The 21133-nt window shown below is 59.1% G+C and carries 20 protein-coding genes and 1 pseudogene; 11 read left to right on the top strand and 10 right to left on the bottom strand.

From position 1 onward, the window contains the following. Nucleotides 1-145 precede the first annotated feature (145 nt). Nucleotides 146-628: a hypothetical protein gene (locus AWB80_RS21015; RefSeq protein ID WP_061176570.1), complete on the top strand. Its 483-nt coding sequence runs from the start codon at nucleotides 146-148 to the stop codon at nucleotides 626-628. A 342-nt stretch (nucleotides 629-970) separates the two neighbouring features. Here AWB80_RS21015 and AWB80_RS21010 read toward each other — a convergent pair. The 4 genes and pseudogenes from AWB80_RS21010 to AWB80_RS20995 form a co-directional block, all read right to left on the bottom strand. After that, nucleotides 971-1484 (bottom strand): annotated as a pseudogene (locus AWB80_RS21010) (DUF421 domain-containing protein). 52 nt (nucleotides 1485-1536) lie between these two features. Beyond that, nucleotides 1537-2157: a ParB-like protein gene (locus AWB80_RS21005; protein WP_061176569.1), complete on the bottom strand. Its 621-nt coding sequence runs from the start codon at nucleotides 2155-2157 to the stop codon at nucleotides 1537-1539. A gap of 341 nt (nucleotides 2158-2498) precedes the next feature. Further along, a complete protein-coding gene (locus AWB80_RS21000; protein ID WP_061176568.1) occupies nucleotides 2499-2813 on the bottom strand; it encodes a hypothetical protein in 315 nt (104 codons plus the stop codon). Nucleotides 2814-3063: 250 nt separating this feature from the next. After that, entirely contained in the window at nucleotides 3064-3312 is a 249-nt protein-coding gene (locus tag AWB80_RS20995; RefSeq protein ID WP_143328105.1) for a hypothetical protein, read from the bottom strand. A 414-nt stretch (nucleotides 3313-3726) separates the two neighbouring features. Here AWB80_RS20995 and AWB80_RS20990 point away from each other — a divergent pair, with 414 nt between their 5' ends. Continuing rightward, nucleotides 3727-4131: a hypothetical protein gene (locus AWB80_RS20990; RefSeq protein ID WP_143328104.1), complete on the top strand. Its 405-nt coding sequence runs from the start codon at nucleotides 3727-3729 to the stop codon at nucleotides 4129-4131. 219 nt (nucleotides 4132-4350) lie between these two features. On the opposite strand, the gene rpoD is transcribed toward AWB80_RS20990, so the two are convergent. From rpoD to AWB80_RS20965, 5 genes are all read right to left on the bottom strand, one after another. Beyond that, nucleotides 4351-6396, bottom strand: coding sequence for an RNA polymerase sigma factor RpoD (gene rpoD, locus AWB80_RS20985; RefSeq protein WP_061176608.1), 2046 nt, complete (start codon nucleotides 6394-6396; stop codon nucleotides 4351-4353). A gap of 729 nt (nucleotides 6397-7125) precedes the next feature. Then, the gene (locus AWB80_RS20980; protein ID WP_061176565.1) at nucleotides 7126-7329 is read right to left on the bottom strand and encodes a cold-shock protein; all 204 of its coding nucleotides are present in this window, start codon (nucleotides 7327-7329) and stop codon (nucleotides 7126-7128) included. A gap of 595 nt (nucleotides 7330-7924) precedes the next feature. Next, on the bottom strand, nucleotides 7925-9073 hold the full coding sequence (locus AWB80_RS20975) for a hypothetical protein (RefSeq protein WP_061176564.1): 1149 nt from the start codon (nucleotides 9071-9073) through the stop codon (nucleotides 7925-7927). Nucleotides 9074-9319: 246 nt separating this feature from the next. Beyond that, nucleotides 9320-10360: a ParB/RepB/Spo0J family partition protein gene (locus AWB80_RS20970; protein ID WP_244206633.1), complete on the bottom strand. Its 1041-nt coding sequence runs from the start codon at nucleotides 10358-10360 to the stop codon at nucleotides 9320-9322. Next, entirely contained in the window at nucleotides 10347-11567 is a 1221-nt protein-coding gene (locus tag AWB80_RS20965) for a ParA family protein (protein WP_061176563.1), read from the bottom strand. Before AWB80_RS20965 ends, AWB80_RS20970 begins: the two co-directional genes overlap by 14 nt. Before the next feature lie 756 nt (nucleotides 11568-12323). On the opposite strand from AWB80_RS20965, the gene AWB80_RS20955 reads away from it, so the two are divergent. Continuing rightward, the gene (locus AWB80_RS20955; protein ID WP_061176561.1) at nucleotides 12324-12515 is read left to right on the top strand and encodes a hypothetical protein; all 192 of its coding nucleotides are present in this window, start codon (nucleotides 12324-12326) and stop codon (nucleotides 12513-12515) included. Nucleotides 12516-12804: 289 nt separating this feature from the next. Here the strand turns inward: AWB80_RS20955 and AWB80_RS44060 are convergent, their stop codons facing one another. Continuing rightward, complete coding sequence (locus tag AWB80_RS44060; RefSeq protein WP_160147467.1) at nucleotides 12805-12963, bottom strand: hypothetical protein; 159 nt, start codon at nucleotides 12961-12963, stop codon at nucleotides 12805-12807. Between the two features lie 586 nt (nucleotides 12964-13549). Here AWB80_RS44060 and AWB80_RS20950 point away from each other — a divergent pair. The 8 genes from AWB80_RS20950 to AWB80_RS20915 are packed head-to-tail and all read left to right on the top strand — an operon-like array spanning nucleotide 13550 to nucleotide 21125. Next, nucleotides 13550-14254 (top strand): VirB8 family type IV secretion system protein, encoded by a 705-nt coding sequence (locus AWB80_RS20950; RefSeq protein ID WP_061176560.1) that lies wholly within the window; start codon nucleotides 13550-13552, stop codon nucleotides 14252-14254. A 2-nt stretch (nucleotides 14255-14256) separates the two neighbouring features. After that, nucleotides 14257-15129, top strand: coding sequence for a TrbG/VirB9 family P-type conjugative transfer protein (locus AWB80_RS20945; RefSeq protein ID WP_061176559.1), 873 nt, complete (start codon nucleotides 14257-14259; stop codon nucleotides 15127-15129). Nucleotides 15130-15131: 2 nt separating this feature from the next. Beyond that, nucleotides 15132-16382, top strand: coding sequence for a TraB/TrbI/VirB10 family type IV secretion system protein (locus AWB80_RS20940; RefSeq protein WP_061176558.1), 1251 nt, complete (start codon nucleotides 15132-15134; stop codon nucleotides 16380-16382). Continuing rightward, on the top strand, nucleotides 16375-17175 hold the full coding sequence (locus tag AWB80_RS20935) for a transglycosylase SLT domain-containing protein (protein WP_061176557.1): 801 nt from the start codon (nucleotides 16375-16377) through the stop codon (nucleotides 17173-17175). Before AWB80_RS20940 ends, AWB80_RS20935 begins: the two co-directional genes overlap by 8 nt. Continuing rightward, a complete protein-coding gene (locus tag AWB80_RS20930) occupies nucleotides 17172-18434 on the top strand; it encodes a TrbG/VirB9 family P-type conjugative transfer protein (RefSeq protein ID WP_061176556.1) in 1263 nt (420 codons plus the stop codon). Before AWB80_RS20935 ends, AWB80_RS20930 begins: the two co-directional genes overlap by 4 nt. Then, nucleotides 18431-18853, top strand: coding sequence for a lytic transglycosylase domain-containing protein (locus AWB80_RS20925; protein WP_087131469.1), 423 nt, complete (start codon nucleotides 18431-18433; stop codon nucleotides 18851-18853). Before AWB80_RS20930 ends, AWB80_RS20925 begins: the two co-directional genes overlap by 4 nt. 5 nt (nucleotides 18854-18858) lie before the next feature. Further along, entirely contained in the window at nucleotides 18859-19491 is a 633-nt protein-coding gene (locus tag AWB80_RS20920) for a toxin co-regulated pilus biosynthesis Q family protein (RefSeq protein ID WP_061176555.1), read from the top strand. A 5-nt stretch (nucleotides 19492-19496) separates the two neighbouring features. Continuing rightward, nucleotides 19497-21125, top strand: coding sequence for a hypothetical protein (locus AWB80_RS20915; RefSeq protein WP_061176554.1), 1629 nt, complete (start codon nucleotides 19497-19499; stop codon nucleotides 21123-21125). Nucleotides 21126-21133 lie beyond the last annotated feature (8 nt).

Genomic DNA, 21133 nt, shown 5'->3' with positions numbered 1-21133 from the left:
TACTGCTAAGCGCTTGATTGGCGCTAGCGCGGGCGAGGACCGATTCTGCACTAAGTCGTGCACCTCTGCTCTTCGCCAATATGCTTCGCATTACGTTGTAATTACGTAATTGATATTCACAATAGAAATTCAGGAGATTCTGATCATGAACAAGGTCACAGCTGCTATTGCATCCGCATTGCTTGCTGCTACAGCGTTCGGACAAATCGCAGCGGCCGCTGACGATTCGCAAAAAGCTCAGATGAAGGCCAACAGCGAGAAGATGGAAGCGCAGGCTACAGCGAACAAGAAGAAGGCCGAAGCACAGAGCGATGCCGCGAAGGCACAGGCCACAGCGGACGAAGACAAAGCGTCTGCCCAGGCCGACGCCGACAAGAAGGCCGCCAAAGGCGCCAAGGCGACCACGCCCGCGGAGGCGTCCGGCGCGCGCAATGATGCGGCGAAAGCGCAAACCAAGGCAAATAAAAAGATGCAGGAGGCGCAGACGAAGGCCGACAAGAAGAAGCGCGATGCCGCGAACGATGCGAACGTAGCGCAAGCGAAGGCCGACGAGAAAAAAGTCGAGGCTCAGAACGACGCCAACAAAAAGGCGGCTGAAGCGAAAGTCGATTCCGCGAAGAAACAATAGCGGCCGGCGAGGCAATGACCCTAGGAGGAAGGTCGTCAAACGTCGCTCTTCAAGCTATCCTTCATGGTCGTTTCGACATAGTCGATTGCCGCGCTAAACTCGCGCGGCAATCCCGGACTACGCGTAGGTCTCTTGTTCGCTCTATCACGCTAGACGCGCACCAGCGGTGACTTAAACAATATTGCCTTAAGCACGTCATTTTCTCGACCCTACAATGTCTCAGCGCAACGCTCGACGACATCCAATTCGTCTCGGCCCGCCCGCCGGGCCACCGTCCGCAGACATAATCGGCTAACGACTCGAACGCGCATTGGCTTTCAGCCGTACATGCCTATCAGCCAATCATTTCTTAGGCGCCCGCCCCATGTTCGACTTGCGTATCAGGCTCACCTGTCCGTTGCGTTCGAGAATGGCCGCCTTCACGTCTTCAAGTTCGGTTGTATGCAGTTCTTGCCTCGCTGTCTCGAACACGTCGGTCTTTGTGATGAGGGCAGCCGACATTTGTTTATCGTCGAACTTGCCATCTCTGAAGACTTCCCTCTCTGCCCCGACGATCAGCCTTCTCCAGCTTCGGCGAAAAGACGCACGCCCAAGCGACGATACGGTGGACCAAAACAATCACGAAGGAAGCCGCCACCGTTGGAATGGCGGGTGAAGCACCAACGATGACGCGGCTCAAGGTCGCGCCCAATAATATTGCGACCACGTAGTCGAACGGCGAGCGCTGTCCAAACGAACGCCGTCCGGCAATGCGAATGAAGACCAGGCCACTGAAGAAGACCGCAACGGCACGCGCGGACATTTGAAGGGGGTCGAGGTCCCGTCCTTCGCCAAATATGGTTAGCAGCAAGCTCATCTTTCTTCCCTCCGGCAAGCGCGGCTACCGCGCGTTCGATCGTGGATCTGGGTCAGGCCTTAACGAAAGCCGACAACTGATCGTCAGTCGGCCCCAGATACCCGGGAAGGCCCAAGGCGGCCCGGCTCTTCGCTAGTTCGACCGCCTTTTTGACAAGCGAATCGAACTCCGCATCGCTGTGCGGTGACGGAAGATGACGTCGAAAAAAATCGGCCCATCGGAATTCCTCAAGAGGAACCGAGGTTTTCTCGTAGCCTCCAGCGTCACGCACCGATGCAGACAGGCTACGAAATTCATCGTTTTCAAGGTCCCAGACGTGTTGCGGCATATCCAGGAAAGTCACCCGCTGACCCAGAGCGTTGTATGGATACGTCCAGCGATTGTTTTCCAGCGTGAGCCAGAACTCTGCCATCGAAAGGTGCGAGAGGTCTTTGAAGAGAACGAACGGCACACGCTTTACTTTTGCCTGCCAAAGGGCGGCGGCAACGTGGTGATGGTCGATCACGTACGGCGCTTGATCCGGGCCGTACACGATGGGAACGGGCTTCTCCGCGATGGCCATTTCCAAGTCGTGACCTTTGAGCTTTCTGTAGGCTTTGATCTTTTGGCGGACTTCGCGCAGGCCATGCGTCATCTGGGTCGGTCGGAGCTGGTCGATTCTTAGCGTCCTCATTCTCTTCTCCAATCTGTGCCTGCAGGCGAAGGATACGCGATGCTGTTCCACCCATCTCCGTCGCCGCGAGGCCGCAAAGTAACCCGTTCGCCCGACCCGAATCATCGGCGATGGCCGGACAGCTCGATACGCAACGCTGCGGTTGGGGTGCGTCTTCGGCGCCGGCGATACCAGTGTGGCTCATCGTGAGCGCCTGACTCACCTCCGTGGCGATCGGAGCTCATCTCATTTGCATCGCGAAAGTCCGTGGGCGCTTCGCTCCGAATTCGCTTGATGTCTTCACGCAGATGGCGTAAGTCCGTGACCTCAGCGGCGTGATGCGCAGACCTCTCAAGACTTCCTCAATCTTCGATATTGTCTTCGTCCTCCGATGGCTCAATGAATTCGATGTTGTTCTCAGTAATTTCAATACAAAGTTCGTCCGGATCGTCTTCGATTTCAAGATAGTTCGGGGGTGTTGCGACGAGCCTGAAGTCGTACCCCGGAACACTCACATCCGCAACGTATTCGCCGTCTTCGTCCTCGCGCATCACGTCGTCGTCCAGCATGGAGCGTTTTCCCTGATGGAAGTCTTTGGCGGTCAACTTGAGGTGCTCTTCCTTTTGTGTGTCTACCTCGACGACGACGAGCTCAGCGTTACCGGAAAGTTCAAGCATGGTGCCCTCCGCGGATCGTTGTCACCCCCGACCCGTCGGATAGGTCGGAATTTCCGAGCTTTGAGACGCATTATTGTAAGGGGGCGTGACGTGAGCGGTAGATGCGAATCGTCTCGACGACGGACGCTCGCGAGGACGTCGGCCGCTGGCGCGTTCCAGCGTGCAGAGCAAGCTCGCCGTATTTTGTAGGAGGTCTTCTCGTTCAAAACGGGAGAGGGTTCTCAGACCGAATCCGCTTGCCGCGGCGGCCTCACTCCGAGCGAATCCTTCCGTGGTCGGGACGAAGCTCGTTGCGCAACGTCTCTGCTGACTCTGCGGCGGGGAGGATGCGCACTTCAGCGTGAGGACGCAGGGAATGCGCGAGCGCAAGCGCCTCTCGCTCGCTATCCACGGCCGTGACGTGCATTCCTTCCGAGGTCGGAACTTCGACTTGCCAGCCACCACGCGCGGACGGGCGAACAATGACTTCGGCGTCGTCGGCACCTTCGTCCGTCAACACTTGATTCTTGCTCCTTTGCGACGCGAAACGGGTTGCCCTGGCCCAAAGCTTGTCTGCGAGTTGCTGCAAGCCACCGAGAAGTGCATCTCAACGCGGTACTAAAGTGGCCTGTCATGATCCGGGAACGCAACGCGACCGCATCGGACAAGGAGCCGGGAACGGTCGTGCCACTCTGCTGCTGTCCATTCCGGCGCGGGGAGCGGTTGGCGATCGATTTGTGCCATACCGTACCGAAAGGCGAAGCGTAGTGCTTCGATTGGACAGGGAGAATCGCCAAGGACGTATATTGTGTGCCTTCGAGCGAGCAAATGACGAGCTTGATGGCATACATTCCGTCGTCTTCGGCGATGTCCGGCACAAGAACCCGCTCTTTGTATCGCATTTCAGAACAGCGTGCAGAGGAAGCGTGCCGCAGTGAAGGCGCGCCCGGGTGGCCCTCATCTCGATGGCCTGGGTGATGCGCAAAGCTTGACTTCAGCAAATGTCCAGAGAGGTGAAGAGACGATCGCCGCCAGGTCGGTAGATCAGGTCAGTGCTGCTCCTGACGAGCTGGCTGACTACTCGCTTGACGAGAGCGACCAGCGTGTCCCGCCCGCCTCACCAATCGCACCGGTAACGATTGAGGCGCCACCCGCCTCCACCCCACCCGAGCGAAAAGCCTCACCCCTCCCTTCCACTTCCGTGACCAGCCTAGACAATCTTCAGGGTATCCAACCCATCGCGGAGGCCTTGATCAAGACGCTAGCGGGCAAGGCACGCACGGGTCGATTGGACGAGTTGAAAGCGCTGGAGCTTTTGCAGCAAGCCATATTGCTGTAACGCCAAGGCCACTGCAGACAGCCATCGTGCTGCGATGCTGGGTCTGGCGAGCAGTTCTTAGCGAGAGCGACCGGCCCGTGATCTTTTGAGCGACGATACAGCAAAGGTGCGTGCGAGTCCGATCAGGCTCGCGCCGCTTGCCGGCACGGCGCTCACTGGTGTTCGAGTTGTCGCATCGATCTGGCATCGAAGCGGGACTGTGACGCAATGATCAAGCACTCAGTGATCAAGAAATTGCCGGAGCTTGTCTGCCCGACTCGGGTGCATCAGTTTTCGCAACGCCTTGCTTTCGATCTGCCGGATCCGCTCGCGCGTCACGTCGAATTGCTTACCCAACTCTTCAAGCGTGAAGTCGGACGCGGTATCGATGCCGAAACGCATCCTCAGTACCTTCGCTTCACGCGGCGACAGCGCATCGAGCGCCTCGTCGATGGCATCGCGCAGGTTGGCTTGCACGGCCGCGTCCGCGGGTGACGCCGCCTTCGGATCTTCGATCATGTCGCCAAGCGTCGCATCCGCGTCCTCGCCCACCGGCATCTCGAGTGACACCGGTTGCTTGGCGACCTTCAACATGCCGCGAACCTTCTCCTCGGTCAATTCCATACGCTCTGCGAGTACTGCAGGGTGCGCCTCCTGACCGGTCTGTTGCAGAATCTCGCGGGAAATCCGATTGAGCTTGTTGATCGATTCGATCATATGCACCGGCACGCGAATCGTGCGCGCCTGATCGGCAAGCGAACGCGTCACCGCTTGCCGCACCCACCATGTCGCGTAGGTGGAAAATTTCCAGCCGCGTCGATACTCGAATTTGTCGACGGCTTTCATCAGGCCGATATTGCCTTCCTGAATCAGATCCAGGAAGTGCATGCCGCGGTTCACGTACTTCTTCGCGATAGAGATCACCAGGCGCAGGTTGGCCTCGATCATCTCGCCCTTGGCCTCCCGCATCTTCGACTCGGCCGCCATCATCTGCCGGTTGATTTTCTTCAGTTGCTGCAACGATAGAGCGACGGCGGCTTCGATCTCGATCAGCTTTCCCTGCTCCGCCTGAATCGCCGGCAGACTGCGCTCGAGCGCGGCGCCATATTTGTTCGACGCCATCGCCATGCGTTCGGTCCAGCCGAGATCGGTTTCATGTCCCGGAAAGGACTCGACAAACTTCTCACGGGGCAACCCGCACCGGTCGACGGCAATCTGCAAAACGCGGCGCTCGATCGCGCGTACCTGCGCGACCTGCTGCTGCACATCCGCGCACAGCCGATCGCTAGTTCGCGCCGTAAAGCGAATGGGCGCCAGTTCGCGCTGCATCGCCTCACACACGTGTGCGAAGGCGACCCCGTCCGCGCGTCGGGTCGCGTCGGCGCGCGGAAGTTGAGCGAACAACTCGCGTACGCGCGCAAAAATGGCGAGGCTGTCGTTCGTGAGCTGTTTCAGACGGGCCTTGTCTGCCTTCGCGGAATCCTGTTGCTCGTTCCCGCCGCATTCGTCGACAAGCTCATCGCCCTCTTCGTCTCCTTTCTCCTCATTGCCGTCATTGCCGTCATCCCCATCGGCGGCGTCCGCGGTGAGCTCAGCCGAATCAGATGAGTCCGAGTCCCCCGCATCGGCCGGCGCGGCGTCTTCATGGAGACCGTCAACCAATTCGTCAATCCGCAGTTCACCGCCCTCAATTTGCTCGACACTCGAAAGGATCGTGGAGACCGTCGCCGGACAGGCCGCAATCGCGTGGATCATTTCGTGAAGGCCGTCTTCGATGCGTTTCGCAATCTTGACTTCACCCGCGCGCGTCAGCAACTCCGTCCCGCCCATTTCACGCATGTACATACGCACGGGATCGGTGGTGCGGCCGAATTCAGAATCCACCGTTGCGAGGGTGACTCCTGCTTCCTCGTCAGTCTGATCGTCCGACATGGCGGCCGGCGTAACGTCGTTCAACAGCAGCGTCTCAGCATCCGGCGTCTGCTCATAGACCGTCACGCCCATGTCGTTAAAGGTGCTGACGATGGTTTCGATGGCTGCGGTCTGCGCGAAGTTGTCGGGCAAGTGATCGTTGATTTCTGCGTGAGTCAGATAGCCGCGCGCCTTGCCCAACTGGATCAGCGCGCGCATCTGGCGTTGCCGCTCTTCGTCCCGCAGTGCCGAGGACACTGTGTCCATCGGCAGCAAAAGTGCAGCAGCCTTGGCCTTTGGCCCGCGTCGGCCTAGGGCCTTAGGCACGAACGCGGTTGTCGCGGACCCGTAAACCTCACGATCAAAGCTTGTCATGCACTCTCGTTGGCAGGTGTGCTCGGCGACGGCGAGTCCGGCGGCCGGGAACATCACGGCCGGCGCGTCACTGACATTCAAGGGCTGAAGGCGGACGCGACTTGTGATCTCGCAACGAGCGTGGGACGCGGCCCGTTACACGAGCGGGCCGGATGAAATGGCGCTTGAAGAGTCAGTGCAAGGTGAGCACTGCCTAAAATTGTAGCACGAATTGCTGCGTCGCAGCAAATCAAGGATGCGGTCCAACTCCTTGCGTGCTTCCCGAGGAAGCCAGATGTCTCATCTGCAGCCATTCCCGGCAGCCGGCAGCGCCCACGCGGGTGCCTATTCGACCGCTGGCAAGGAGAGAACGTATCTATCGATACGAAACAGGACGAAATTGATACGAAAGGGCAGACGAGTGCTCACATCGTGGAGGCAGATACATTGACGGTCCGTTTCGCCTAGCCGGGAAACATGGATCCCGTGAAACACAACAAGCGATTCCAGCTTCCTGAACACATTATCGTTAATAAACAATAAGTTATATCGCTTAATAAAAATCGACCTTATGTTTCACGAAAATCGGGTCAGAACATGCGATTTTTCTTGGCGGGGTGGCTTGGTTTCCGCGCCCGCAATGTGTTCCGACCGACGACGCAAGGCGCCTCCTTGTAGCGCCGTACTTTCCCGCTTCTGCCAGTCCTGTCGACGCCCCAGCGATCGCTCGATCGCGAGGGACGCCACACGTCACACCGGCTTGATGTTCGCCGCCTGCTTGCCCTTCGGCCCCATCTTCTCGTCAAAGGTCACCTTCTGCCCTTCCTTGAGGGATTTAAACCCTTCCGCGCGGATTTCCGAGAAATGGGCGAACAGATCCTCACCGCCCCCATCAGGCGTGATGAAGCCGAAACCCTTGTCGTCCTTGAACCACTTGACCGTACCAGTTGCCATTTTAGTTTGACCTTGAAAGTTGAAAACGACGCCGCCCTCGCGTGCGCCGGACGCTATCTTGATGCCGCGACGGCGCGCGCGCAACCACGTTCGGTTCGGTAGAGGGCCCTGGCATGGGAGATCTTCGTGATGGTCGCAGTTGCCCTCCAAGGTCGGCGGTGCCGGTCCCCCGATAACACGACTTATCAGGCTTGAAGGAAAGCGTGCGTCCCCTTTTTCGCCACGGGCCGTCGAAAAAAAACGCTGAGAATCCCGTGCATGCCCGGAATTGAGCCGACGTTGTAGGGGGAGAAGCGAGATGGGAGAGCCCCGAAGTAAGTCGTGGGCGCGCCCTCCCTCTCGACCGCGCCGGAAGGGAGCCAAACGGCGGTGGAGTCCGTCGCCGCGCTCGCGCGCGACGGCCGCGTAGACCCATTACGTTCCTCGCTAGGGGTTACGACGTCGTCCAGCCATCAGAGCCGGCGCTGGAGCCTGTCACGCATCCTCCGCAGTCACTTTTCACCCGTCGTAAGAGCGTGAAACAATTCCTCAGTTTCCGGCCCTGGGACCGGTATGGCAAGGCATGCATGCCGATGAGATTCAAACTCCGACAGTTTCACGCCCGCCGACATAGCGCACGAAGCTTAGTGAGGTGCTCGGCCGCAGATACAGTAAGCGCTCGCGGGGACGTAGCTAATCGCCCTTCGGTGTTGAGATGGCGATGATCTCCACTCGTAGCAACGGCAGTAATGTTTGAAAGCTTTTCTTCCGAAATTTGTCCTCCTCGAAGTGCTCGGATAAAGCCTTGGGACCACTGCGCAGCCGCCTGTCGAGTAACCCCGTCAATGCTACGGACCGTCAAGGTGGTGCCGTGATCGGTGACGGTATAACGCGTCTGGCGCAACACATCAACGAACGAGCGGCCGTCCAACGCCTTCACGGTGGCTTCAGCTTCGAGACGGGCGGCCTCTACGGCCTGCGCTTCAGCGAGTGCCGCGGCTTTGGCTCGCATCTGGTGGCCGAAGTCCGTTGGGCTTGTGAGCAGCGCGCGCAGATAATTGATGGGGCGCTTTGCATGGCGCAAGTGCTGCCAGCAGACTTCCACGACGTCCGACAGTCGCTTGCCCGCTTCGCGGGCTTCGCGCATGAGTTTGAAAATCAAGAAATCCAAGAAACCCAGGGACCGCAGGCGCTGGAGGTCCTGAGGAACTTGGCCCGGCTGTCTCTTTTGAAAAGTTATTGGGCTTAGATCCTTAGTATTAGCACCGTCTGCCACATTGGCATGCGGCGGCTCAAAACGTTTGACCTTCGTGGATGAAGCCTGCGCTAAGTCGGTGGACATTGACTGCACCGTGGGCTCCTCGATCAAGCCAAGCAGCACGGCAGCTTTCTGCGTCAGGTACAGATACGCGCGTCCAAACAGGCCCGCTTCGACATAGCGACGCTGAGGGGCACGATCGATCAAACCCGCGGAATCAAGATCGGCGAGGCTACGGTAGAAGGTCCGTTCAGATTGCATCGCGCGTTCGCTAAGCAGCGTGCGGCGAGCGTAGATCTCGCCAAAAGGCTTGGCGGCGTCGACAGTGCGGGCCAATGCTGCAAGCACAGCACGCGCTCGCGTCGAGACACCATCAAGTCGTGCAGCGCGATGTACGGCGCGCAAAATGACCCAAGGCAAGTTTGTGGTGTCCGTGAAGAGCGGTTCGATTTTTTGAGGGTGAGAGTCACCCTCGCCAGCTGCACAGGGTGCGAGCGCGATGCACATGTCAGTCGCCCATTTTTAAGAAATGGATCGGTTTTGCTTGACTGACTGCCGCCTTGCGCTACACTCCGAGGTGTTGAGGCTCTTTCCGATTTCCAGTCGGGGAGTGTCGCGGGGTACGGTTTCCAGCCAAGCCCTCATTCAAAAGCCTTCGGTTGGCGCCGAAGGCTTTTGTTTTTTGTAAGCCGCCTACATCTCGTAGCTCCGGTAGAAACTGTCGGGTTTCACGACAGCAATAAAATCAAAGACTTATACTTTCTCTGCGACGCGAGACTGCGCAAATCGCTCCAAGTGCTGCCGGATCGCTTCTTGAGCTTCGGCTGCTTCGGCCTCGTCCTTAAATTCAAGCCGCATCACGTTCTTTACGCGCCGCACATCGCACCACGTAGACTTTCCCGCTTTAATCTTGAATGTCTCGGGCTTGGCAGTCGGGCGCACAGGTGTTTCCGCAACCCGCGCGTATTTCACCGTCTGCCCTTGGTCGAGTTTCTTCTCGGCAAGAAGTTTGATTGCCTCGGTAACGCGCTGACCCTTCCCGGCCTCCGAAATGCTGGCGAGTTCTTTGACTGCGGTGCTACCGATCATTGCCTTGTTCTGCTCGATGATTGCCAAAGCTTCAGCCGGAAGGCGGTCAAAGGCATAGAGTTCGCTCACGAACTGCTTGCTTAACCCAGTGCGATCGGCGACTTCAGTCTGGGTAAGCTCCGCGTGTCCTTCTTGGAATCGCTTAAGACCGATGTACTTTTCGTAGTCTGTCAGATCGGATTGCATGAGGTTGGCGAAGAACGCGCCGTCACGCGCCTCGTTCTCATCCTCGGCCGTACCCAACACTGCCCGGATCGTCGTCCTGCCCAGATCTTTGTGCGCATCCCAGCGATGGTGACCCGACCAGATGTCCCACTCGCCGTCTTCCCGAGCCAAGACCACGACCGGGTGCACCAGTTTGTTATGTCGCAAATTCTCACGCAGCTCCGCGTATTTCTCGGACGCCATAAACCGCCGGCGGCCAGGAATCTCGTGGAGCCTATCGACCGGCAACTCTAAGGCCTCGCCCGTTGCCTTTGTGGCCTGCAGATCTTTGATGCGCGCGAGGGCGTCCGTCAGTTTGCTTTCCGCTTCGATGCGCTTCGAGTCGGATTCGATGATCCGATTCTGGGCATTGAGCAGACGTCCCGGCGAAGTCCTGGGCTCTTCCGCAGCAATGGCAGGAGGCGATGCGCTGGAGGCTGTCGGTGGTGCCGTCTCCGGTACTGTCATCTTTTCAAACAACCGATCTTTAAACCGACTCACTGCGAGCCTCCCGTTTCCAAGCACGTTCAAGATGCGAGTTCACGAACTCGGTTAGCTGATCCAGCGGTTCGCGAATCCGCGCGTAGGTGCCGCTACTCCAGTCCGACTTCGTCGTGTCATAGATCGTACAGAGGCCTGCGGCCACTGTGGCCTGAACTGACGACTCCGGCACCACGAAGGGCAATAGCCGTTCGCCATAGGCATCGGCCAGCCACTGGCGGACTTTGCGCGACAGGTCCGTATTGCGCGCTTTCGTGAGCAGAATGCTTACGAAGTCGTAATTCTTCGATTCCTCGAAACCCGGAACGCCGGACAGCGTCTCCGCTGCCAGATCCCAGAATTGCGTGGAGCTCGCGAAGTCGAGACCCTCGGGCGGGCAGGGCATGAGGATCGCATCAGCAGCCACTAAGGCGTTGAGCGTGATGTAGCTTAGGGACGGCGGGGTATCGACAATGATCGCGTCGTACTTTTGAGCGACCGGCTCGAGCCCCACACGCAGGATGTCCCACCACTTAAAATGAACCCGTTTCTCCAACGCGTCGGCGATCTGTTTCGGGATCTCAAATTCCGCATCGAACAGCATCGTCGACGCCGGGATCAGGTCCATGTTTTGCCAATACGTTTCCTTGATCGCGTAATCGAGCGTGGGGTGTTCGCGGTAGATCAACGGTAGGATCGTGTGCTTTTCTTCGATCTCAGCATCGGGCGCGTAGCCGCACAACTGGGTAGCCGACCCTTGCGGATCGCAGTCGATCACCAGCACTCGGCGACCGGCCAGCGATAGCGCTTGGCCCAGCGCTACGGCGGTAGATGTCTTAGCAACTCCGCCCTTGAAGTTCGCCACCGCAATGACCCGACCGCGCATACCTTCGGGTCGTACGGCGCGCTTGGTTGTGCCGCGCACCCAGGCGATGGCATCCGCCAGCGAGTATTCTTTATTGCGCTTGTTTTGCAGCTGATGCCCGAGGGGAAGCTCTCCTTTCTTCGTAAGGTACTTGAATTGATCGCGCGACAAGTTGCACAATGAAATAATGTCGCTTGAAGTGAAGACCGGTGCTTTTTTCCGCGGATACGGCTCCAGCAGCATTTCGCGTCGGTGACTGAACGCGCGTTGGCTGCGCTCCTTGATGGAAAGAAGATCCGCGATCGACGTCGGCGCGTCATCGACCGCTAGCGCCTTCGAAATGAGGACGTCGCTATCGGGCATTAATTTCCCCTGAGTTTTGGGTAATCACCCCAAAATTAGATGTAGACATCAAAAAAAGGGGTGATTTGCTTCAGACGGAGCATATTCGTTAACGTGGTTAACTTCAAGTAAACTCTCAAGAGTCGCTTCGCCCTCACCTTATTCACCAGGTCCAGCCGCTTACCTGTGAAAGCGGCCCAGCGACGTATCTCGTGGAAGTCCCCGCCCCTCGGCTGAACCAATGTCTGAACGTTCCACGGTCCAGCGTCAGCGCCTCAACCTCCTGTTCACCGATGAAACATAACGGACAACGCGATCCGGGTAGCGTTGCATGAAGTCGCGCGGCTATCCAAGTCATTGATTTTGTTACGTGAACGAGCAGTTAAAAAGTCCGCCGGATAGTCGTCGCCACTTTTTCGGCACACTTTCGCCGGAGAGATCGATCACGGCCGTGACGGTACATAGGAATGGGCGTTGCCAGATCACCGAAAGCTATACGTTTTTGTGGTTCATTCCCGAACGGACCGCTTGCTCCGGTGGGAGCGCGCTGAACGCGGCGATACCTTCCTCCATCATCCACTCGACTAACTTCCTGAGATGTCTCCAGTTCGAGAGCAGTGTGCTGACGGATACCGAGAGACAACCCTCGCCACCCACGCGTAAGTCCGGATAGCGTTGCCGTAGCAGGTGGTTGCGACTTCCTTTGCGGGAAGCCGGCAGTGCAACGGCGCACGACACTCACCGTCTTTCAAAAAAAAATAGCGCGCGCACCGCATCGTGAACATACTGCCGTCGGCCAACAACCACGACCAGGTCATCCTGTCGTACTGGACCGATGCCTCGAAGCTCAACGGACCGTTCACCTCGATCAGCACCGGCTCTGGGGCCGCACTGCAGCAGATCCAGTTGCCCGGCATTCTTCGTAGCAACGACGATCAGTCGACCGCGCGTCGGATGGTCAGACGGTAGTCCTCTCTGGTGAGGTGTCGAATCGTTATGACGGCTCGAGCAACAACGGCCTTGCCGGTATGTCCGGCAACTGAAACAAGGGCCGGACTTTCTAGGTGACCATGCTCACCGCCACCGTCGTCCCGTCGATGTGAGCACGAGGTAACTACAAGAATGCACTTTGAATCGATTCCGGGAGAGAAGGGCGCGAAGCTCGCCTTCGGGCTTGAATGGCGTGCTTATCGGCCAAAGGCGCGCGCGCAGAGCGCCGGCGATCTGCGCATGAACTGGGCTTGGACGCCTGCCATTGTCACTTCTTTAGTTTCTCTCGCTGCGGCGACAACATCAAAATCGCTTCGAAGTGCCCTTTCACCTCGTCATCGTCAATTAGCAATTGCTCCGCATTTTCGACGTCGAGAGTCATCTCAAAGCTAATGCTTGTCGGTGTTGCGCGCATCTTCAAAGACATGTCCGAATAGTCCCGTGCCCCCGCAGTGCATTTAACAGTTCATCCGTCGTGCGACGCTTGGGCCTGTCGTGAAGCGACCTTGCGTTCCGAATCAATTTTTCTTTGCCGATCGTCCTCTGGATCCCAATTGCGCGGCTCGCCGCGTTCTGCACGATGCGGTCAAACTATCCTTTCGTCACCGTTGATGCGGTTAGTCACGGCATAGCATTCACCTATGAGCGACCGTACTAACACTGGTTCGCGTGCATGCGAGTGACAGCGACCGTCATCTGCTAAGCGGAACGCCCATAACGTGATAAGACCGAGAACCCAGGTCGGTGGCAACGTTTGTCATCGGCCTTACGCATCTTTGATGCAACTCATGCCGGTCTATCACGGCATAGCACTCCGGGCTTGTAGAAAGAGGCACAAATTTGTGCCTCTTTTCGCGGTTCGACAATTATCATGATAATTCCTCGCGCCCGATGTTGAGTCCACGCACACATCGCGGATGTCGGAACGTACAAAGACGCCCAAACTAGCCGCCTTTCCGCCGAAAAGGAGCACGCGCACGCTGTTTCAATGGTGACCATTCCAAAGGGTTGCCATGCGTCTTTTCAAGAACAAGCGTCGGGCCGCGCTGTCCACGGCCCCCGGCTCATACGCCGAAGAAGATCCAAGCAAGGTGATTTTCGAGACGAGTACGAGGCTCACGCTCGAAGCTAACCGCTGGATGCTGATTTCGTTCGGATTGGCTTTCATCGCCGCCGGTGCTGTCTGGACGCGGCAACCTCCGCCCTCGGTTACTCGCGTTGTCGGCGTGTCCGCCGACACCGGGGGTCATCCGATCGTCACCGAGCTTGTCACGTACAAGCCTGACTCCCAAGCCGTTCGGACGACAGTCAAAGATATGGCGGTTCGTTGGTTCACCATCGAGCCAGTGCTTTCGGACCGTCTCGAAACCTCTCGCATGACCGCCAACATCAACTCGGTGAAGGCGCAAATGATCGGGGCCGCGACCGGTCAATTCCGCGACTGGCTGAAGGCCGACGCACCGTTCCAGCAGATAACCGCAAACCCAAAACTGATTCGCGAAGTCGACGTGCGCAACATCGCGTTGCTCGAAGACTCGACCGTGCTCGTCGAATTCACGACGACTACCTCGCAAGCTGGCGCGACGGGCAAGCCCGACGTGAAGTCTTATGCGCTGACCCTGCGCTATCAGATCGTTGCACCGACGGCCGAACAGGCGCTTACCACGAATCCGTTCGGCATCTTCATTCCGTTCTTCCGCCTCGAGCGGACTGCATAAGCATGACCGCAACCATTTTCAACAAACGGCCGGTCATCGGCATGTGCATCCTCGCTGCGTGTGCAGCGTTGTTTGCTCCGGCCGCAGAGGCTAAGAAAGCATCTAGCGACTCGGCATTCAATGCGGCGATGGTGGCTGGCGACCCGATGAGCCCGGTCAATCCATTTAACGGCGGGGCCGATCCTCTGACGATGCCGGGTGATGCGCGCATCGGCGTGTTCCCGTACAGCCGCGACCAGATCTATCGCGTGCTGACTGCACCGCTGAAGCTAACGACGATCGAGCTGGAGAAGGGCGAAAAGCTGATTGCGGACCCGGCGATGGGCGATAGCGTCCAGTGGGAAATCGACGACGACAAGATGAACCATGTGTTCATCAAGCCGCACAAGGCTGATTTGGTCAACACGTTGCACCTGACGACGAACCTGCGCGAGTACGACTTCACGCTCATCGCCTCGCCGGCGGGCGGCATGTTCTATCAGACCGTGCGCTTCCAATACCCTCGTGCTCCGATGGCGCGCGTCAGTGCACGCGACGACGCACCGACGAACGGCGGTCGGGGTGGTGCGGACTCGGGAAGCATCAGCGTCGCGCCCGACAAGCTGAACTGGGATTACAGCGTAGACGGCCGCGCGGAATTCACTCCGGAAACGGTTTTTGATGACGGCCATGCGGTCTGGATGCGCATGCCGGCCAAAGCCCAGGAGTGGCCGGTTCCGTTCATTCTCGACCACGGCGATCGCGTCGTTGCCAACTTTATCCGCCGTGGCGACTTCCTCGTTCTTCAGCGCCTGGCCAACGAGATCGTCCTGCGTTCTGGCAAGGACGAAATCACGGTGACGCGGGGCCGCCGCCGCTTGTTCGGAGTGTTCTGATCGTGGCGAAGAAATCCGACTCGGCTACGCCCAGCGCGGAGCAAGAAGCACTCGTCAAAGGCAAGACGCCACGTAATGCGATCATGAGCATCGGCATTCTTGCTGCAGTCGTCATCGGTGGCCTGGGCTTCTACTATGAGCTGCAGGCGACGAACAAGGCCGACGAGGACGCTCGCATCAAGAAGGCGACCGCGCTTAAGTCGAGTACGGAAGCGCCGGCTGCTGCGAACAACAACGACATCGACCAGATGATCCGTCAGCAGCGCGACGCAGCGGCGTCGGAGGCTGCTGCGCGCGCAGCTTCTGAAGCAGCGGCTCTGAAGCCCGCCGTCAAGCCGATGCTGACCGGCGCTGACTTCCAGGAAGAAGTCAAAGGCTCGGGCACTGACACGCGCGAGCTTTCCCGCCAAGCGGCGCAAGACGCGATCTATACGTCGTCTATCTTCAAACAGGCCGGCGCGTCGCGTTCGGCGAACCAAGCGACCGGCGTACTGCCCGCTGGCGTCCCGTCGTTGGATGAGGTACGAGCTGCTCGGAACGCTGCGGGAGCTAACACACCTGATGCGATGGCGCTCGCCTTGGCCAAGCAGGGCCAAGCGCCCGAAGATCGCGACCGCGCCTTCCTGCGCGATGCGGCGTCGCAAGGCGGCATCGAACGCACGACCTTCAATGGCCGGTCGACGGGTTGCACGTTGACGCCTCCGCACGTCGTTCACGTCAAGACGGTCGAGGGGCTGAACTCGGACAAGCCGGGTCGCGTGTCGTTGATGGTGGACGAGGACATCTATGACAGCCTGCGCGGCGACTGTTTGATGATCCCAAAAGGCGCGTTCATCAATGGTATGTACAGCGCGGACGTCAAAGTCGGCCAAGAGCGTCTGCTCGTTGCTTCGACGAGTCTGCGTCTGCCCAACGGCAAGAGCGTGCCGCTCAACGGCATGCAGGGTGCCGATCAGAACGGCTACGCCGGGTTCTCGGGCGATGTGAACAACCACTTCCTGAAGATCTTCGGCGCGGGCTTCATTACGGCGATTCTGCTGAAGGCGTTCGACAGCAGCTCTCAGACGGCGACGACCGCGACGCCGAACGGCGTCACTACTTATGGTGACACGGCGGGGCAGGTTGCGGCCGCGACGGCCCAGACCGTCATGCAGCGCAACCAGAATATCCCGCCGACCATCACCGTCGAACCGGGCCAGAAGTTCCTGGTGCAAGTGACGCAGGACATCGTCATGGAGCCGTACCATGAATAAGGCATGGGCGGTAGCCTGTCTGTCTGCAATTGCGTTCGGCGCACACGCGGCGACCATCGATTCGATCATCAGCCCCACGCGCATCGTGCTCGATGACGGCACGATGCGCGCAATCGTCGAACTGCCCGGCGAGCCGGTCTACGCATGTGGGCTGAAGCCGTTTCTGGCGTGGGCTAACCGGTTCGACGGTCAAACGGTCGAGGCCACGGCTGGCGGTATTGCGATCAATATCGACGGATCGCCTATTAGCCTCGAAAGCCTGTTCGTGAAGGCGGGATGGCTGCGCCCCGCGACGCTGACCGATGACGCTCAAGCGAGCATCACGGAGCGGCGTGGGGGATGGTCGTGCGCATCGGCGCAGGCGCCGTTCGACGCGATGCACACGTCCGTCGATCCGAAGATTCTGGCTGGCATCGCGCTTAATGAGTCGGCATACAACGGTCGCGCATGGCCTTGGACGTTGAATGTCGCCGGTCGCGGCTTCTTCTTTCGCACTCGCGAAGACGCATATCGCGCGGTCCGCTATCTGATTAATAACGGCCAATCGAACTTCGATATTGGCCTGATGCAGGTGAACTGGGTATACCACAGTAAGCGCTTCGCGAGTGCGTGGGACGCCCTTGCGCCGGCTACAAATATCCGCGTCGCCGAAGACATTCTCAACGAGAACTATCGCCTCACGCACTCTGCCGTGAAGGCGGTCGCGTATTACCACAGCGCCAATCCTGCCCCGGGCCGCGAATACCTCGCGCGCTTCGTGAAGCACCTTTCTCAAATCGAACGCGGTCTATGAAGCACACGCTCTTTCTTCTCACTCTCGCGCTTGCGGCGGTCACCCTCAATGCGGTGGCCGCCGGCACAGATCCGCTCGACTTTGACTACGAGATCCTGGGCAACGTGCTGGAGCGACCGGCACTCGTCTTCAACGATGGGAGCGACACCTTCTTCCAACCGCGTGCCGGTCAATCGCTGCGCGTTGACGGTGGGCATAACCAGGGACCGTACATCGTCGTACCGGGCACGCCCGAGGTAATCCGTTACTCGGCGGGCGGCTCGAGTGCCACCGCCTACTGGAAGAAGGCCAATCGCTTCATTGGCGACAAGGCGCGCAGTGACACGCCGTCTGGTTTTTCTGGCTTCTCTGGCCGCCTTGCGCTCATCGGATCGCGCAGCAGCCTCGAAAGTACGCGGCCTTTGAACGCGACGCTGCCGCTTGCGCAACTGGTTAAGGCGCTGGTGCCGCAGGGTTGGACGGGGTCGGCACAGAAAGACATCGATTTGACGACTTCGACGAGCTTCGGCACGCGTAATGGCGAGAACTGGATGCAGTCGCTCGATCGGCTGGTGGCCGCTTCCGATTTGTACGCCGACGTCGACTTCAACTCTCACCATGTAACACTTCGCCGGTCGGCTCCGCAGTCGATCGCCGTCAACTATGTCGGGCCCGTATCGCAGGTCGCTGCAACTGCGGCCGCCGCGTCATCGAGCGTGACAACGGGCGCGGACCCCATCGCAGACATCGTCAAGAATGTCGATGCAGACGTGCCGGCGGCATCCGGGTCCGTGCTCGCGGCAAAGTTTGGCGCACTGGCGATCCGTGACGTTGACGATAGCCATCTCCAAATCAAGTTCTCGGCGAAGCCCGCCGCGGCGCTGAAGGTAACCGGTCAAGACGGTAAATCGCTGGGCCCGAAGTGGGATGACGCGACTGGCGTGGTGACGTTCAACCGCGCGGAGCGCTTCACGATCTCCAACGACACCGACAGGGTCGAAGTCGCGCGTGTCGCGGGAACCGTCTATGAGTTCGACGCCGCGAACAAGGCCGCTCTTCAAAGCGTGTTTGATGAAAACGGCTCGACGTTCTTCAAGTTCGCCGACACCGTCGGCAAGGTGACGGTCGCTGACGTGGCGCACATGGGCTTGGGCGAGCAGAAGGGCCGCTATTACAAGTTCAACGGCACCGCCGACCAGTTCATCGTCAACGCGGACGGCAACGTCGTGAACGTGCTGCGCAAGCACGATGTGCGGTTTTTCGATCGGCCCGCGTCATGAGCCGACTGCTTCGCGTGTCGACGCTGCTCTTTTCTACCGCCTCGTTCCATGCGCATGCCGATTGTCTTGGCGATGCCGCGCGTTATCACCGCGTGAGCATTCAAGTGGTACGTGCCATCGCACAGCAAGAGTCCGGAATGCGCCCGTATGTGACGAACCGCAATACCGATGGGAGCGAGGACATAGGCCTTATGCAGATCAACTCGTCATGGTTACCAGAACTAGGCCGCTTCGGCATCACCCGGCAACACCTGTTCGATGCCTGCGTGAACGCCTATGTCGGGACCTGGATCCTGGCCTCGAACATCAAGCAGTTCGGTCCGACATGGAAAGCGGTCGGTGCCTACAACGCTGTTTCCTCGAATAAGCAACTCATCTACGCCAACAACATTTACCGCCGTTTGCAACGCGCGAACTGACCAACATGACGCCTACTTTTTCTCTTCAAACGCATCGCACCGCGCGCATGGTGGCTTACTTGTTTGCGTGTCTGGCACTCACGACCGTGTCGGGTCTCGCTGCAGCGGACCCCGATCAGTCTCGACTTGCACCGCCGCCCGGTGACGGCTGGCAACTCCTCTCCGCGCCTGCCGCGAAAGCCCCGGTGGCTCAGATTGCGATGGCGTCGCCGGGTTCTCCCGTCGTTCGTGCTACTCCCGCCGTGCTCAAGGCAGCAATCGGTGGTTCTGCACCGGTTGCGCTTCCCGGTGTCGCCGCGCTGTCGCCAGTTGGCGCGATGGACGTCGCCCCGGTCGTCGTGCCGTCGCGCGGTGGCGTAACGATGCCCGGTGGGATTCTGTCTTTCTCGATCACTCCACAGGACATCAACCTGCGCAATGCGCTCGATCGCTGGCTGCAGCAGCAGGGCTGGCAACTCGCCTGGAAGATTGACGACGACTTGCCGCTCGAGTTCAACGCGACGTTCTCGGGCGACTTCAAGTCCGTGCTCACGCAAGTGATGCAGGCGACCAATCACATGCGCACGCCCACGCGGGTTTGCAAGCACACCAATAACGTTATCCGCGTCGTCGCACGCGCAGCCAACTGCCAAGAATAAACGCCATGCGCCTCACGAAAATCAAGTCTGCCGTTGCCATTCTCGTGGCTGCATCGCTGACCGGCTGCGCGGTGTCGCAATCCGACGTGAACCACGCCTATGACGCGACCAACGCGGAAGCCACCCGCGCGATGGGTAACGGCCCCGAGTCGATGTCGCTTGTTGAAGAAGTGCCGACCGCGTTCCTCGGCGACCGGTTGGTGCCCGTCGCGTATGAAGCGACATTGCCCGCGATCTTCCGCGAGAAGTCGGTTGTCTTCCCCGGCAATCTCCCGCTGTCGAAGATCGCCACGCTTGTCTCCACCGCGACCGGTTATCCGGTGCATCTGAGCCCGGATGTGTTCATTCCGCGCGACGCGCTGATTCCGAAGACCAACGGCGGGAACGGGCAGAGTGCCCCGATGCAGCCGCAAGCGTTGGCCAAGTCGAATGTCGAGCCGGTCTATGCGCAGGCGTGCAACTGCAAGGTCGGTGAGTATCTGCGCGGCATGACCGAAAACCTCGGCCTCGACTGGACGTTTGATGGCAGCACCATTTCCATCAGCCGGTTCGTCACAAAGACGTTCACGATCGCGGCGATCCCGGGCAAGGTGTCCATCAAGTCGACGATGTCGAAGGGTACGGATACGTCAACCGGTAACCAAGCGTCCGGTGGTACCACGGGCGGCACGTCGGGCAATACCGGATCTTTCTCGTCGATCACGTCCACCGGACGCGATGGCACGTTCGATCAAATCGCGATCATCCAGTCGGAACTAGAAAAGCTAAAGTCGCCGCTCGGCGAAGTCGTTGTCAATCCGCAAAGCCGCTTGGTGATGGTTCGTGACACCAAAGAAGCCGTCGATCGCATGGGCGCGCTGCTCGCGCGTGAGAACGCGATCTCGACGCGTCAGGTCGCGCTGCGCGTGCGTACGCTGCAAGTCGACTTGAGCAATTCGTCGCAAGCAGGCGTCAGCGCGGACATCGTGTTCAACCGCATCTCGGACGGACTGAAGCGCTATTCGATCACGGTGGCTTCGCCTACCTCGTTGGCAACAGCGATTGGCGGCACCGTTGGCCTGTCGGTCTTGAAGCCCGGCTCGCCGATGGAAGGCACCAACGCGATCATCAGCGGCCTCAACGCTTTCGGAAAGACGATACAGGACAACACCCAGACGAAACTGACCTTGAACGGCCTGCCCGTGTCCATCGGATCATTCGAGACGAAAGGCTATTTAGCAGCCACCACGCCGAGCGTTGGCTCGATCGCCGGTAGTTCCGCAGGCGTACCCGGCTTGCAGCCGGGATCGGTGACTGTGGGTGACTTTGTCAACATTCTGCCGTCGGTCAACGATCACAATCAAATCATTCTCTCGTACTGGAGCGATAGCTCGAAGCTGAACGGCCCGTTCACGACTATCAGCACGGGTTCGGGCGCCACGCTGCAGCAGATCCAGTTGCCTGACATCCTCGGCAATAAGGACGACCAGACCATTGCGCTGTCCGATGGACAGACTGTCGTGCTGTACGGCGCGGTGAGCAATCGCTACGACGGCAACAGCAACAACGGCATTGGCGGCTTGTCGGGCGCATGGAATAAGGGCCGGACGTTCCAAGTGATCATGCTGACGGCGACTGTCGTCCCGTCGATGTGAGCGCGAGG

Origin of the sequence: Caballeronia pedi, from assembly GCF_001544915.2 — a bacterium.
Classification (GTDB): Bacteria; Pseudomonadota; Gammaproteobacteria; order Burkholderiales; family Burkholderiaceae; genus Caballeronia; species Caballeronia pedi.
Note: the sequence above shows the minus strand (reverse complement) of the source record. Positions and strands in the feature narration are given on the sequence as shown.